The 13504-nt window shown below is 66.6% G+C and carries 12 protein-coding genes; 4 read left to right on the top strand and 8 right to left on the bottom strand.

Going from position 1 to position 13504, the window contains the following annotated elements; genetic code table 11:
- The first annotated feature begins 135 nt into the window (after window positions 1-135).
- On the top strand, window positions 136-510 hold the full coding sequence (gene nirD, locus ACQ1W9_RS14885) for a nitrite reductase small subunit NirD (RefSeq protein ID WP_431024072.1): 375 nt from the start codon (window positions 136-138) through the stop codon (window positions 508-510).
- A 12-nt stretch (window positions 511-522) separates the two neighbouring features.
- On the opposite strand, the gene ACQ1W9_RS14890 is transcribed toward nirD, so the two are convergent.
- The 3 genes from ACQ1W9_RS14890 to ACQ1W9_RS14900 form a co-directional block, all read right to left on the bottom strand.
- Window positions 523-1233, bottom strand: coding sequence for an LrgB family protein (locus tag ACQ1W9_RS14890; RefSeq protein ID WP_431024073.1), 711 nt, complete (start codon window positions 1231-1233; stop codon window positions 523-525).
- A complete protein-coding gene (locus ACQ1W9_RS14895; protein WP_431024074.1) occupies window positions 1230-1607 on the bottom strand; it encodes a CidA/LrgA family protein in 378 nt (125 codons plus the stop codon). The genes ACQ1W9_RS14890 and ACQ1W9_RS14895 overlap by 4 nt, the downstream gene beginning before the upstream one ends.
- A gap of 110 nt (window positions 1608-1717) precedes the next feature.
- Complete coding sequence (locus tag ACQ1W9_RS14900; protein ID WP_431024075.1) at window positions 1718-2896, bottom strand: MFS transporter; 1179 nt, start codon at window positions 2894-2896, stop codon at window positions 1718-1720.
- Between the two features lie 163 nt (window positions 2897-3059).
- Between ACQ1W9_RS14900 and ACQ1W9_RS14905 the strand changes: the two genes are divergently transcribed.
- The 3 genes from ACQ1W9_RS14905 (at window position 3060) to ettA (ending at window position 7965) form a co-directional block, all read left to right on the top strand.
- Window positions 3060-4454 carry a PLP-dependent aminotransferase family protein gene (locus ACQ1W9_RS14905; RefSeq protein WP_431024076.1) on the top strand — a complete coding sequence of 465 codons (1395 nt, stop codon included), beginning with the start codon at window positions 3060-3062 and terminating at the stop codon, window positions 4452-4454.
- A 276-nt stretch (window positions 4455-4730) separates the two neighbouring features.
- Window positions 4731-6146, top strand: coding sequence for a PhoH family protein (locus tag ACQ1W9_RS14910; RefSeq protein ID WP_431024077.1), 1416 nt, complete (start codon window positions 4731-4733; stop codon window positions 6144-6146).
- A 157-nt stretch (window positions 6147-6303) separates the two neighbouring features.
- Entirely contained in the window at window positions 6304-7965 is a 1662-nt protein-coding gene (gene ettA / locus ACQ1W9_RS14915) for an energy-dependent translational throttle protein EttA (RefSeq protein WP_431024078.1), read from the top strand.
- A gap of 132 nt (window positions 7966-8097) precedes the next feature.
- Here the strand turns inward: ettA and lpxL are convergent, their stop codons facing one another.
- The 5 genes from lpxL to ACQ1W9_RS14940 form a co-directional block, all read right to left on the bottom strand.
- Entirely contained in the window at window positions 8098-9012 is a 915-nt protein-coding gene (gene lpxL / locus ACQ1W9_RS14920) for an LpxL/LpxP family Kdo(2)-lipid IV(A) lauroyl/palmitoleoyl acyltransferase (RefSeq protein ID WP_431024079.1), read from the bottom strand.
- 19 nt (window positions 9013-9031) lie between these two features.
- Window positions 9032-10132: an alanine racemase gene (gene alr, locus ACQ1W9_RS14925; protein WP_431024080.1), complete on the bottom strand. Its 1101-nt coding sequence runs from the start codon at window positions 10130-10132 to the stop codon at window positions 9032-9034.
- Between the two features lie 240 nt (window positions 10133-10372).
- On the bottom strand, window positions 10373-11344 hold the full coding sequence (rpoS, locus tag ACQ1W9_RS14930) for an RNA polymerase sigma factor RpoS (protein WP_431026455.1): 972 nt from the start codon (window positions 11342-11344) through the stop codon (window positions 10373-10375).
- A gap of 94 nt (window positions 11345-11438) precedes the next feature.
- Complete coding sequence (locus tag ACQ1W9_RS14935) at window positions 11439-12572, bottom strand: peptidoglycan DD-metalloendopeptidase family protein (protein WP_431024081.1); 1134 nt, start codon at window positions 12570-12572, stop codon at window positions 11439-11441.
- Window positions 12572-13474 carry a DUF368 domain-containing protein gene (locus tag ACQ1W9_RS14940; protein WP_431026456.1) on the bottom strand — a complete coding sequence of 301 codons (903 nt, stop codon included), beginning with the start codon at window positions 13472-13474 and terminating at the stop codon, window positions 12572-12574. Before ACQ1W9_RS14940 ends, ACQ1W9_RS14935 begins: the two co-directional genes overlap by 1 nt.
- Window positions 13475-13504 lie beyond the last annotated feature (30 nt).

Below are 13504 nucleotides of genomic sequence, written 5' to 3' on the forward strand. Positions count from 1 at the left end.
TGCGCGAGCGAATCGCGTTGTTGCGCGGCACCCCGAAGGCTCGCCTAACACCCCGTTATGTCTCGCCTTCAGTGCGCCGCGCGCCTAGCGCTTCATCTCGCTCGCCGATTTCCCGATAACTCTCAGGAATAATTTATGACTACTGCCACCGCCCTTAAGCACGAGACCGAGATGACCTGGCAAGCCCTCTGTACCCGCGCCGACCTGGTGCCCTTCTCCGGCGTCGCCGCCTGGATCGAGACCGCCGAGGGCCCCGCCCAGGTGGCCCTCTTCTACCTACCTGGCCACGAACAGGCACTCTATGCCCTGGATAACCACGACCCCTTCTCCGGGGCCAACGTGATCGCCCGGGGCATCGTCGGCGATCTCCAGGGCCAGCCGGTGGTGGCTTCCCCCCTCTACAAGCAGCACTTCCGCCTCACCGACGGCCAGTGCCTGGAGGACGACGCCGTCAAGTTGCGCACCTGGCCGGTGCGTTTCGACGGCGAGCGGGTGCTGATCCACGCCTGAAGGGCCCGTCTCTCAGGAGCCGAAGAGCCGCCAGACCAGCGGCAGGAAGAGCGCGGAAAATACCCCGGTCAGGCTCATGCCCAGGGACGCGAAGGCGCCGGCGGTGGGCCCGAGCTCGAACGCCCGGACGGTGCCGATGGCGTGGCCGTTCACGCCCAGTGCGAAGCCGATCAGGCGCGGGTCGCTGATCTTGAACAGGCGCGCCAGCCAGGTCACGAAGAGGGTCGCCATGACCCCGGTGATCAGCAGGCCGCCCAGCATCAGCGATGGCGAGCCGCCGATCTGCTCCTGGATACCGATGGCCAGGGGCGCGGTGACCGACTTCGGCGCCAGGGAGGCCAGCACCGGGGGCGGCGCGCCCAGTAGCCAGGCGATCACCACGGCATAGAGCGCCGCCAGGGCGGCGGCGAGTGGCAGGCAGCAGAGGATCGGCTTCCACAGGGCGAGGATATGCCGACGCTGCTGGTAGAGGGGCACCGCCAGGGCCACGGTGACCGGGCCCAGCAGCAGGGTCAGCCAGGCGATATCGTGCTGGTAGTCGGGGTACGGCAGGCCCAGCAGCCAGAGGCCCGTCGCGGTCAGCAGCGCCCCGATCAGCACGGCCGGACACCAGCTCGGCCGGCCGAGCCGCTCGAACAGACGCACGCCACCGAGATAGGCGGCCAGGGTCAGGGCGATGGCCAGGATCGGCCCGTCCGGCACCAACGTCTGCCACCCGCTCATGGCCGTGGCTCCGGCGTATCGCTACTCACCAGATCCCCTGGCATAAAGCGCCGCATCAGCCAGAGCGTGGTCAGCACGCTAAGCAGGGTCCCCAGGACCAGGGCAAGCATCACCGCCGTCCAGTGGCCGGCGAACTCATCGATCACGAAGAACACCCCCACCACCCCGGGCATGATCAGCATGGCGAGCAGCGGTATCAGCGCCTGGCTCGCCGCGGCCACGCCCTCGTTGAGCCGCCGCGTCACCAGCAGCCAGACCAGCAGCAACAGCAGCCCGGCCATGGCGTGGGAGACCGGCAGCGACAGCCACTCGACGGCCACCTGCCCCAGCAGTTGGAAACCGAGCAGCCACAGGAACCCACGCAACAGTGTCATGCCATCTCCAGGAAGCAACGATCCGGGGAAGGCTTGCCACGGGGTAACGGCAGCAAGCCCTGATGAAAGTCGCACTAAGGTTATCACGCTATCGTTATTCCGGGGCGGCGCTACTCGCTCCGGCTGGCCAGGACTCGCTCCCCCTGGTCACCGCGAGACCGGGGACCCTGGAGGCTCCAGGCCGCAATCAGCGAACTTGCCAACACCGCCGCCCCGAAGAGTGTCAGCGCCAGCGCGTGTCCGAGGGCATCGATCAGGGCCCCGGTGGCGATCACGGGAAGACTGAAGCCGAGATAGGCCATCAGGAAATAGCCGGCACTGGCCCGGGACTTGTCTTCCCCGGCCACCTCGAGCACCCCGCTCAGGCCACCGAGGTAGACGAAACCATAGCAGGCGCTGCTCGCCACGACGGTGCCAATCAGCACGGCACTCAGCCTCCCCTGCACGGCACCCCAGGCGATCAGGGCATAGGCCAGGGGCAGGATAAGCAGGCCGACCCGGGTCGCGACCCGCGGCGACAGCCTGCGCGCCAGCGGCTGGAACAACACCCCGCAGCTGCAGATACCGAAGGTCGCGAAGCCGGCCCAGCCCGACAGCCCATGTCGGGCCAGGGCCGAAGGCAGGATGGCGATCACCAGCCCCACGGTGGCCCAGGCCGTGAGGATCGCCAACCCATAGCCGAAGGCACCGGGCGGATAGGCCGGCAGGCGCAGTATCCCGCCTAGGTCCCGCCTGGGTGCCTCGTCCTTCAGGGATAACACCAGCAGCAGTGCCAGGGTGGCCGCCCCCAGATACCACCCCAGGCTGGGCGGCGTCAGGCTCGGCGAATGCAGCACGAACAGGCTGGTAAAGGCCGCGCCGAGGCCGAAGCCGAGCGCCGTGCTCGCCGTCACCCAGGTGGTCGGCCTCCGGGTATCCTCGCCCGCAAAGAACTCGAGCATGTACGCCGGCGCCACGGCCGAGGTCAGCGCCGTGCCGATCCCCATCAGGAAGCGGGCAATGCCCAGGGAGAGGAGTCCCGGGGCGACGAGCGTCAGGGTCGTGGCCACCAGGCACAGCAGTAGTGCGAAGACGATCAGTGCACGCTGTCCCAGGCGCTCGGCGAGCCCGCTCAAGGCCAGCAGCACCGGCAGGACGCCGAGCACGTAGCAGGCGAAGGCCAGGGTCGTGGCGCCGACGCCGACCCCATCCCGGGTCGCCAGGGCGGCGTAGAGCGGGGCCTGCAGATTCACCGCCGTGGTGATCATGCACAGGGCGAAGGCGAGACGGAGGGCAGAGATTCGATGCATGGAGACGCTTCCTGTCGGGCGATCATCGGTGCTCATGCCTGACGGCATGGCGTCTCAGCCTCGCATCCCCATCAAGTTGGGGTAAGGTACACTTCCCCTGGTTAAGACGGCACTGTTCCGGCGTTTTCCCGAACGGTTGGATGCAACGGAGAGTTTCCTGCCAATGAAGCTTTGCCTCGACAGGCACTCGAACACCCCCATCGTCCAGCAACTGGTGGATGGCATTCGTGAGTGGATCGAACGCCACGGTATTGCGGGTGGCCAGCGGCTGCCCTCGATCCGGCGCCTGTCGGCGGCCCATGGCATCAGCCGCAACACGGTGATCGAGGCCTACGAGCAGTTGGTGGCGCATGGCTGGATTCGTTCCAAGCCAGGGTCGGGGTTCTTCGTGGCGGCCGGCGCGACCCGCGGTTTGTCGAAGGCCGGCGTGAAGACTGCCGACCTGGAGGACGTTACCGGCGAGATGTGGAAGCTCTTCCGGGCCGATAAGGGGGACCTGAAACTGGGGTGTGGCTGGTTGCCCGGCCACTGGCGCGAGAGTGACGACCTGACCCAGGCGATACGCCAGGTCGCCCGGCAAGGCGACGCCAGCCTCTTCGATTACGGCACCCCCATGGGCACACCGGAGCTTCGCTCCCTGCTTCAGGAGCGGCTACGACGCCTCGGCCTCGAGGCCCCTGCCCGGCAGATCCTGCTGACGGCAGGCGGCAGCCATGCGCTGGATCTTATCGTGCGGCTGATGCTCGAGCCCGGTGACGTCGTCTTCGTCGAGTCCCCGGGCTACTACAACCTCTTCGGCCTGCTGCACCTGCAACGGATCACGGTCATCGGCATACCACGCCTGGCCGGCGGGCCGGACACGGAACACCTGGAAGCGCTGCTCAGGCGGTACAGGCCCAAGCTGTTCTTCACCAACAGCGTCTTCCACAATCCCACCGGTACGACACTGACCCCGACGGTCGCCCACCGGGTGCTTCAACTGGCGGAAAGGCACGGCTTCCGGATCGTCGAGGACGACATCTACGCCGACTTCCAGCACGATCCCACGATACGGCTCGCCGCCCTGGATGGCCTGGAACGGGTCATTTACCTGGGCAGCTTCTCCAAGAGCCTGTCCTGTTCCCTCAGGGTTGGCTTTATTGCCGCGGCCCCCGCCCTCGTCAAGCGGTTGGTCGACGTGAAGATGCTGACCAGCATCTCGGCCTCGCGATTCTCGGAGCAGGTGGTCGCCACCATGCTCCGGAACGGATCCTTCCGGAAGCTGACGGAGCGGCTCAGGATCAAGCTTGGGGATCAGATGGCCGCGACGCGGCATCTGCTCGGGGAGGCCGGCTGGGAGGTCTTCGCGGAACCGGCCGGCGGTATGTTCCTCTGGGCACGACACCCCCGGATCGAGTCCTCCACCCGACTCGTGCAAGGTGCCCAGCGGGCCGGTATCAGCCTGTCGCCGGGGCATGCCTTCCATCCCCAGGGTACCGACTCGCCCTGGATACGCCTCAATGTGGCGTACGCGCGTGACCCGCGGGCGACCCGCTTCCTCGGCAACCCTCTCGACTAGGCGCCTCGAGTGCCTCGCTCCTCGCCGTCGGGGCCTGGTGGCGAAGGCAAGGCTCCGGGCGGCCTCGCCACCTCGAGAAAGCGTTGAAGCACGTCGCTGGCAGCGACGAGTCAAGCGGCGCATTCTAGGGTCAAAGGGAGTATCCCGGGCCATAGAGGAGGCACGTCATACCAGGGAAGCGGCATTGGCGCGACGCCCTTATGACAGGCTGTCATATGACCGTAAGGTGTCACTGCCAATGTCGATCATGCCGTCAACCAAGGAGCGCTTCCAACGATGGTGCGAATCGACAAGAAGCCCACTCGGCTCTACGTGCTGGATACCAATGTCCTGCTGCATGACCCCACGGCCATCTACCAGTTCGAGGAACATGACGTCGCCATTCCCATGACGGTCCTCGAGGAGCTCGACAAGCACAAGAACGGCATTCGTGAAATTGCCCGTACCGCCCGTCAGGTCAGCCGTACCCTCTCGGAGCTGACCAACCAGGTCGCCTTCGACGAGATCCCCCACGGCATTCCCATCCCCCGGGCCAACGACGCCCCCAGCGGGCGCCTGCTGTTCCTCTGCTACCGGGACCTGGCCCCCCTGGATCATCTGGAGGAGAGCCCCGACAACCAGATCCTCGCCGAGACCTGCCGGCTGCGCGACGAGTACCCGGACGCCTCGGTGATTCTGGTCACCAAGGACATCAACCTCAGGGTCAAGGCCGCCGCCCTCAAGGTGCCGGTGGAGGACTACCTTACCGATCGCGCCTTCGACGACAGCGACGCCATGAGCGAAGGCGCCCAGATCGTCGCCAGCGCCGGTCATGACGGCAGCGCCCTCTGGGAGTCGCTGGCCGTCGAGGTCGAGGTGGAGCGCGCCGATCATCACACCTTCTATGCCCTGCGCGGCGAGCTGCCCGACGACTGGCATGTGGGCATGCTGGTCTCCGACGACGAAAACGGCGCCCACTTCGAGGCCATTATCCGCGAACTGGAGCCGGGTCGGGCACGCCTGCAGCTGCTGACCAACTACCGCCACAAGGCCAGCGTCTGGGGCGTGCATGCCCACGACAGCCGACAGAACTTCGCCCTGAATCTGCTGATGGACCCGGATATCGACCTGGTGACCATCGCCGGCGGCGCCGGCACCGGCAAGACCTACATGACCCTGGCGGCGGCCTTCCAGCAGACCCTGGATGGCAAGCAGTTCGAGCGTATCGTCTTCACCCGGGCGCCGATCTCCATGAGCGAGGATATCGGCTTCCTGCCCGGCACCGAGGAGGAGAAGATGTCGCCCTGGATGGGCGCCTTCCACGACAACATGGATAACCTGCTGCGCGACGAGAAGGATGGCTCCAGCAGCTGGAGCGAGGACGCCACCCGCTCGCTGATCGGCTCCCGGGTGCAGATCCGCTCGCCGGGCTTTATGCGCGGGCGGACCCTCAACGACACCTTCCTGATCATCGACGAGGCGCAGAACTTCACGCCCAAGCAGCTCAAGTCACTGGTCACCCGGGCCGGACGCAACACCAAGATCGTCTGCCTGGGCAATGTGGGGCAGATCGACACCCCCTACCTGACCCCCAACACCTGCGGCATGGCGGCGCTGGTGCAGCGCTTCCGCCACTGGCCCCATGCCGGCCATATCACCCTGCGCAGCATCGAGCGCTCGCGGCTGGCCCTGGCCGCCGAAGAGCTGCTCTAACCTCAATCCCAACCCACCCGGCGGGGCGCCCCAGGGCGCCCCGCGTCGTTATCCCGGCTTGCCATCGCCCAGCCGACCGCCGCCGCCGACTGGCCTTTCCGGGCCCTGGGCACTATCATCGTGCCAGCGAAAAACCCCTCAACCGAAGTGGCTTTCCATGGCGCAATACGTCTACACCATGAACCGGGTGGGCAAGATCGTGCCCCCCAAGAAGCAGATCCTCAAGGACATCTCCCTGTCCTTCTTCCCCGGTGCCAAGATCGGCGTGCTGGGCCTCAATGGCGCGGGCAAGTCGACCCTGCTGCGCATCATGGCCGGCGTCGACACCGAGTTCGAGGGCGAGGCGCGCCCCATGCCGGGCATCAACGTCGGCTACCTGCCCCAGGAGCCCGAGCTCGACGACGACAAGAACGTCCGCGAGACCGTGGAAGAGGCCCTGGGCGAGATCAAGGATGCCCAGGCCAAGCTCGACGCCGTCTACGCCGCCTACGCCGAGCCGGATGCCGATTTCGACGCCCTGGCCGCCGAGCAGGCGCGCCTCGAGAACATCATCGAGGCCGCCGACGCCCATAACCTGGAGCGCAAGCTCGAGGTAGCCGCCGACGCCCTGCGCCTGCCGCCCTGGGAGGCCAAGGTCGGCAACCTCTCCGGGGGCGAGCGCCGCCGGGTGGCGCTGTGTCGCCTGCTGCTCTCCGGCCCCGATATGCTGCTGCTGGACGAGCCCACCAACCACCTGGACGCCGAGTCCGTGGCCTGGCTGGAGCGCTTCCTCCACGACTACAACGGCACCGTGGTGGCGATCACCCACGACCGTTACTTCCTCGACAACGTGGCCGGCTGGATCCTCGAGCTCGACCGCGGCCAGGGCATCCCCTTCGAAGGCAACTACTCCCAGTGGCTGGAATCCAAGGAGAAGCGCCTGGAGCAGGAGGCCAAGCAGGAGGCCTCGCGCCAGAAGGCCATCAAGCACGAACTGGAGTGGGTGCGCTCCAACGCCAAGGGCCGCCAGGCCAAGAGCAAGGCGCGCCTCAACCGCTTCGAGGAGATGCAGTCCGGCGACTTCCAGAAGCGCAACGAGACCAACGAGATCTATATTCCGCCCGGCAAGCGCCTGGGCGACAAGGTCATCGAGTTCCACGGCGTCTCCAAGCGCTTCGATGACAAGCTGCTCTACGAGGACCTCTCCTTCACCGTGCCCCAGGGGGCCATCGTCGGCATCGTCGGCGGCAACGGCGCCGGCAAGTCGACCCTGTTCAAGCTGGTCAAGGGCACCGAGCAGCCCGATGCCGGCGAGGTGGTGATCGGCGAGACCGTGGATATCGCCTATGTGGAGCAGCTGCGCGATGCCCTGGACAACAAGCAGACGGTCTGGGAAGCGGTCTCCGACGGCCAGGACATCCTCAATATCAATGGCTACGAGGTCTCCTCGCGGGCCTATGTGGGGCGCTTCAACTTCAAGGGCAACGACCAGCAGAAGCGCCTGTCGGACCTCTCCGGGGGCGAGCGCGGCCGCCTGCAGCTGGCCCAGACCCTGAAGCAGGGCGCCAACGTGCTGCTCCTCGACGAGCCCTCCAACGACCTGGATATCGAGACCCTGCGCGCCCTGGAAGAGGCCCTGCTGGCCTTCCCCGGCTGCGCCATGGTGATCTCCCACGATCGCTGGTTCCTCGACCGCATCGCCACCCATGTGCTCGCCTTCGAGGGCGACTCCCAGGTGGTGTTCTTCGAAGGCAACTACACCGAGTACGAGGCGGATCACAGGAAGCGGGTCGGCAACGACACCCCGCATCGGATGAAATACAAGCGTATCGACGCCTGACCGGCTTCGCCGGAGCCGGAAGCCGTAAGCGTTAAGCTGAAAGAAACCCCACGACCGCAAGGTCCGTGGGGGTTTCTTATGGCTTCCAGCTTCCAGGCGCGAAGCGCCGCTCTTCCAGCTTGACGCGAAGCGTCAGTAGAACCCGGGTTCACCCTCGGGGCGGGTCTTGAAGCGCCGATGCAGCCACAGGTACTGCTCCGGGTGCTTGCGGATCGCCGCCTCGATCACCGCATTGACGCGGGTGGCATCGGCCACCTCATCGCCGCTGGGGAAGTTCTCGAGCGGCGGCAGGTACTCCAGGGTATAGGTGCGATTGTCCGGGTTGCGGTGGAAGATCAGCGGGATGACCGGGGCCCCGGTCATGCGTGCGATACGCGAGGTCATCCGGACCGTGGCCGCCGATATGCCGAAGAAGGGGGCGAAGACGCTGGCATCGCGACCGAAGTCCTGGTCCGGGGAGTACCAGACCCCATGACCGGCCTTGATGCGCCGCACCACGCCGCGCAAATCATGACGGTCGAGGACCGTATCGAAGTAAGGTGCCCGGGCGCGCCCCATGAAACGGTTGAAGAGCGCATTGTCGTGGGGACGCTGCACGGCGTCGGCACGGAAGTAGAGCGAATGAAGCGCGCCGCCCAGGTCCAGGGTCGAGAAGTGAATGCCGAGAATCAACGCCCCCTTGCCCTCGGCCTGCAGTCGGGCCCTATGCTCCTGCCCCTTGAAGGTGACCCGGTGGCGCAGATGCTCCGGGTCGCGGCACCAGCCGGTGGCGGTCTCCAGCAGGCCGATGCCATTGGCGACGAAGGTCTCGCGCACCAGCTCGGCGCGGCGCGCCTCGGAAAGCTCCGGGAAGCACAGCCGCAGGTTGGTCTCGGTGATATGGCGCCGGCGCCTGGCCAGGCGCCAGGCCAGCAGGCCGATCCCCTTGCCCAGGGCCAGCTTCAGGCGCCAGGGCAGCCAGGCCGCGAGGCGCATGGCGCCGATGCCCAACCAAGCGGGCCAGTAGCGGGGATGGGCGAAGTGGGTCTGGGAATCGTCCTTGGACATAGCGGCAACCGACGGGGAATCAGCCGCGATTATAGCGTCTCGGCACCCTCGGCAGCACCCCGGTCAACAGGGTGTAGCTGATGGTGTCGCAGTGGCGGGCCACCTCGTCCACGCTAAGCACGCGACCATTGGCGGCACGGCCCCAGAGCACCACCTCGCTGCCGATCTCCGCCTCGGGGATCTCGGTGATATCCACGGTCAGCATATCCATGGAGACCTTGCCGGCGATGGCGGTACGCCGGCCATCGACCAGCACCGGGGTGCCGTCTACGGCGTGGCGATCATAGCCGTCGCCATAGCCGCAGGCCACCACGCCGATCCGCGCGGGACGCGATGCCTTCCAGCGCCCGGCATAGCCCACCGGCTCGCCGGGCGCCAGCTCACGCACGGCGATGATCTCGGAGCGCAGGGTCATCACCGGCTGCAGGCCGCGGCTCGCGTCGTTGGCCACCTCGAGCGGGTCGCTGCCGTAGAGCATCACCCCGGGGCGGTTCCAGGCGCCGTGGGCCTCGGGATGAGCCAGGGTGGCCGGGGAGTTGGCCAGGCACAGGGGCGCGTCGAGCCGCTCGGCCAGGGCGCGCATGCGCAGCAACTGGGTCTCGAAATAGGCCGGATGGGTCGCATCGGCGGTGGCGAAGTGGCTCATCAGCTGCATCTCGCCGACCACCTCCGGGGCCGCCGCCAGCCGTGCCCAGACCGCCGCGGCCTGCTCCGGGGCGAAGCCCAGGCGATGCATCCCGGAGTCCACCTTGAGCCACACCGGAATCGGCTGCTGGGGGCGATAGGCGAGCAGCGCCTCCAGTTGCCAGTCGCTATGCACGGCGATCCACAAGCCGTGGGCATCCACCAGTTCCAGCTCGCCGGCCTCGAAGATGCCCTCCAGCAGCACGATGGGCGTGGCGATACCCGCCTCACGCAGGCTCAGCGCCTCCTCGATGCAGGCCACCGCGAAGGCCGGGGCCAGGTCTTCCAGGGCCCTGGCACAGGCCACGGCGCCATGCCCATAGGCATCCGCCTTGAGCACCGCCACCGCCTGGCTGTCGGGCGCCAGGTCGCGGGCCAGGCAGTAATTGTGGCGCAGGGCCTCGAGGTCGATATCGGCGATCAGGGGGCGTGCCATGGGCGTCTCCAGGGGCTCTTTCGGCAAATCGTCAGGAAGGCATGATTATTTGCCAGAAAAGCCCCGATTTCACGCCATCTAACCACCAAATATGGCGCTATTTTTAACATCATTATTTGTTAAAAATGTCTCAGATAGAAAATATATCTAGGTGTAAGACGAAAGCCTGGTGATATCCCCCAACGAATAAGGGGACGACGCCAGGCGCCGCCCCCTCGGGAGTCCATCGATGCCGCCGGGTTATTCGAAGATGGCGTCCAGGTCCAGGCCCTGCTTCTCCAGCACCCGGCGCAGTTTCTTCAAGGCCTCCACCTGGATCTGGCGCACCCGTTCCCGGGTCAGGCCGATTTCCTCGCCCACCTCTTCCAGGGTAGCGGCCTCGTGACCACGCAGGCCGAAGCGGCGTACCACCACCTCCATCTGCTTGTCGGTGAGCTCCGCCAGCCAGTCATCCACGTGCTGCTTGACGTCCACGTCCAGCAGCCAGGATTCCGGGCCCTGATCGTTGTCGTCGGCCAGGGTCTCGATCAGCGGCTTGTCGCTCTCGCTGCCCATGGGGTAATCCACCGAGGAGACCCGCTCGTTGAGGCCCAGCATCTTCTTTACCATGGCCACCGGCTTGTCGAGGAAGTCGGCGATCTCCTCGGGAGTGGCCTCGTGATCGAGCTTCTGGGTCAGCTCCCGGGCCGCCCGCAGGTAGATATTGAGTTCCTTGACCACATGGATCGGCAGGCGAATGGTGCGGGTCTGGTTCATCAGCGCACGTTCGATGGTCTGGCGAATCCACCAGGTGGCATAGGTGGAGAAGCGAAACCCCCGCTCCGGGTCGAACTTCTCGACGGCGCGGATCAGGCCCAGGTTGCCCTCCTCGATCAAGTCGAGCAGCGACAGGCCCCGGTTGAGGTAACGGCGGGCAATCTTGACCACCAGACGCAGGTTGGACTCGATCATCCGCGCTCGCCCGGCGGGGTCGCCGGCCTGGGCCAAACGCCCGTAGTGGACCTCCTCTTCGGGGGTCAGCAGCGGCGAGAAGCCGATCTCGTTGAGATAGATCTGGGTGGCATCCAGGCTATGATGGTAGGTGTTCTCTTCACGGCTGAGGGCCTTCTCGAACTCATCGGACGCCTTGTCATCGTCGACCACCTCCTCTTCTTGATTGAGGGCTTCGTCGACGGACTCGATTTCCATGTCCTGCAGATCGCGTTCGAGCATGCTCATATACTACCCCATTCATCAGACCCTGGAACTATGGCCGCCACCGGCGGCCACCCTTCGATCCTGGCTTGCTGTTATAGCGGCCGCCGCATCAGCGCGACGGCAGGAATGTCAGGGGGTCCTGAGGCTGGCCGTTACGCCGCACCTCGAAGTGCAACTTGACCCGGTCGGCATCGGTATCACCCATGGTAGCGATCACCTCGCCCGCCTCCACCACGTCGTTCTCGCTGACGCTCAGGCTGTCGTTGTGGGCGTAGGCGCTGAGGTATTCGTCGTTGTGCTTGAGCAGGATCAGGTTACCGTACCCCCTGACGCCACTGCCCGCATAGACCACGATGCCTGGTCCGGCTGCCTTGACAGATTGCCCCTTTTGTCCGGCGATATCAATGCCGGCGGTGATATTGCCACCGTCGCCGAAACTGCCCACCAGCTCACCCTCCGTCGGCCACTGCCAGGACACTTCGGCCACCGGCGTATAGGTGCGCTGGCCATTGCGGCTGGCCGGGGCGGCCTCCTCGGCCGGGGCCGCGGCCTCCTCCTGGGACTCAGTATCCGCCACCGACGATGACGATTCGGTGTCGGCGACGTCACGAGCGTCAGTATCCCGGCTCTCGGTGCTTGAGCTCTCAACGGCGGACTCACGGGAGGCCGCCTCCTGTGCCTGGCGCGCCTCGCGCTCGGCCAGGTCGCGCTCGCTGAGGCGGCCATCGGCCCCCGGGCTGTCGGGATTGACGACCGGGCCGGGCGCGACCACCTCGGTCTCGGTCACCTGGTCGGCCGCCGCCATCGCCTCCCCCTCCAGGGGGGTGGCGCTCAGGCGCCGATTGCGCTCGATGGCGGACTCGTCCGGGGCCAGCCAGTCCAGGTCGCCGTCCGCCGGCGCCTCGCCCAGGGGCGTGACCTGGATGCCGCCGGGGCGCGCCTCGCTGGCGGTGTCGGCCAGGGCCCGCCCGTCCTCGTCGTCGCCCAGCCGCAGTTGCTGACCGGGCTGCAACTGATAGGGAGGCCCAATCTGGTTGAGCCGCGCCAGCTCGCGATAATCCATGTCGTGACGCCAGGCGATACCATAGAGGGTATCGCCGGGCTCCACGGTGTAGCTGGCGGGCGCCGTGGCTTCGCGGGCCACCGAGAGATCACGCACGGTGACCTGGCCACCGGGCTGCTGCTGGGCGGCACAGCCCGCCATGGCCAGGGCCACCGCCGATACCAAGAGTGCCTTACGCATCAATGTCCTCCTTGGGATGCCTGGGATCCGGCCTGTCGGCTGATCACCAGCACCAGAATCAAGCCTGCCAGCATCAGCGCCAGCACGGGAACGAGCTGGGCCGATTCGCCGGTAAGCTGGGCATAGTCATGGGGTAGCAGGTAGCGATAGTCCAGGGGGATCATCTGCTCCGCCGGCCCGAGTTGGTAGCGCACCAGTTCCCGCCAGGGCCAGAGCAGCGGCAGGGAACCGACGATAAAACCGATCATCAGCTGCAGGGTGCCGGTGCGGGCATGGTGCAGCAACCAGGAGAGCAGCCGCGAGAAGAAGAACAACCCCAGCAAACAGCCCACCCCGAACTGGGCGATCAGCGCCAGATCGAAGCCCTTGATGCCCTCCATCACGGTGCCATAGAGCCCCATGGTCAGCAGCAGGAAGCTGCCCGAGAGCCCCGGCAGCAGCAGGGCACTGATGGCGATGGCGCCGGCCACCACCAGCATCAGCGACTCCGCCCCCAGCTCCGCCACCAGGGGCATCAGCCCCGGCAGGGCGCGGGCCAGCAGCAGGCCGCCGATCAGCGGCAGCACATGCCAGAGGCGCCAGTTCCGCAGGCTGCGGCTGACCACCAGGGCCGAGGCGGCCACCAGGCCGAAGAAGAAGGCATCCAGCAGCAGCGGCTGAGCCTCCAGCAGCCAGGTGACCAGATGCGCCACGCTGACCAGGCTGATGCCGATGCCCAGCAGCAGCGGCCCCACGAAGGCCAGGTTGAGGTGCAGGGCCAGGCCGCTCAGGCCACCGCGGCGCCAGGCGCCGAAGGCGCTGGGACCGAACTGCTTGATGGTATGGATCAACTCCTCGTAGATGCCGGTGACGAAGGCGATGGTGCCTCCGGAGACCCCGGGCACCGCGTCGGCGGCCCCCATGCCGGCGCCCTTGAGGAAAACGCTAACCTT

Origin of the sequence: Halomonas sp. H5, from assembly GCF_050613175.1 — a bacterium.
GTDB classification, from domain to species: domain Bacteria; phylum Pseudomonadota; class Gammaproteobacteria; order Pseudomonadales; family Halomonadaceae; genus Bisbaumannia; species Bisbaumannia salifodinae.

Coding starts and splice junctions, on each gene's coding strand:
- nirD (WP_431024072.1), top strand. CDS start 136: ATGACTACTGCCACCGCCCTTAAGCACGAGACCGAGATGACCTGGCAA.
- ACQ1W9_RS14890 (WP_431024073.1), bottom strand. CDS start 1,233: ATGAGCGGGTGGCAGACGTTGGTGCCGGACGGGCCGATCCTGGCCATC.
- ACQ1W9_RS14895 (WP_431024074.1), bottom strand. CDS start 1,607: ATGACACTGTTGCGTGGGTTCCTGTGGCTGCTCGGTTTCCAACTGCTG.
- ACQ1W9_RS14900 (WP_431024075.1), bottom strand. CDS start 2,896: ATGCATCGAATCTCTGCCCTCCGTCTCGCCTTCGCCCTGTGCATGATC.
- ACQ1W9_RS14905 (WP_431024076.1), top strand. CDS start 3,060: ATGAAGCTTTGCCTCGACAGGCACTCGAACACCCCCATCGTCCAGCAA.
- ACQ1W9_RS14910 (WP_431024077.1), top strand. CDS start 4,731: ATGGTGCGAATCGACAAGAAGCCCACTCGGCTCTACGTGCTGGATACC.
- ettA (WP_431024078.1), top strand. CDS start 6,304: ATGGCGCAATACGTCTACACCATGAACCGGGTGGGCAAGATCGTGCCC.
- lpxL (WP_431024079.1), bottom strand. CDS start 9,012: ATGTCCAAGGACGATTCCCAGACCCACTTCGCCCATCCCCGCTACTGG.
- alr (WP_431024080.1), bottom strand. CDS start 10,132: ATGGCACGCCCCCTGATCGCCGATATCGACCTCGAGGCCCTGCGCCAC.
- rpoS (WP_431026455.1), bottom strand. CDS start 11,344: ATGCTCGAACGCGATCTGCAGGACATGGAAATCGAGTCCGTCGACGAA.
- ACQ1W9_RS14935 (WP_431024081.1), bottom strand. CDS start 12,572: ATGCGTAAGGCACTCTTGGTATCGGCGGTGGCCCTGGCCATGGCGGGC.
- ACQ1W9_RS14940 (WP_431026456.1), bottom strand. CDS start 13,474: ATGGGGGCCGCCGACGCGGTGCCCGGGGTCTCCGGAGGCACCATCGCC.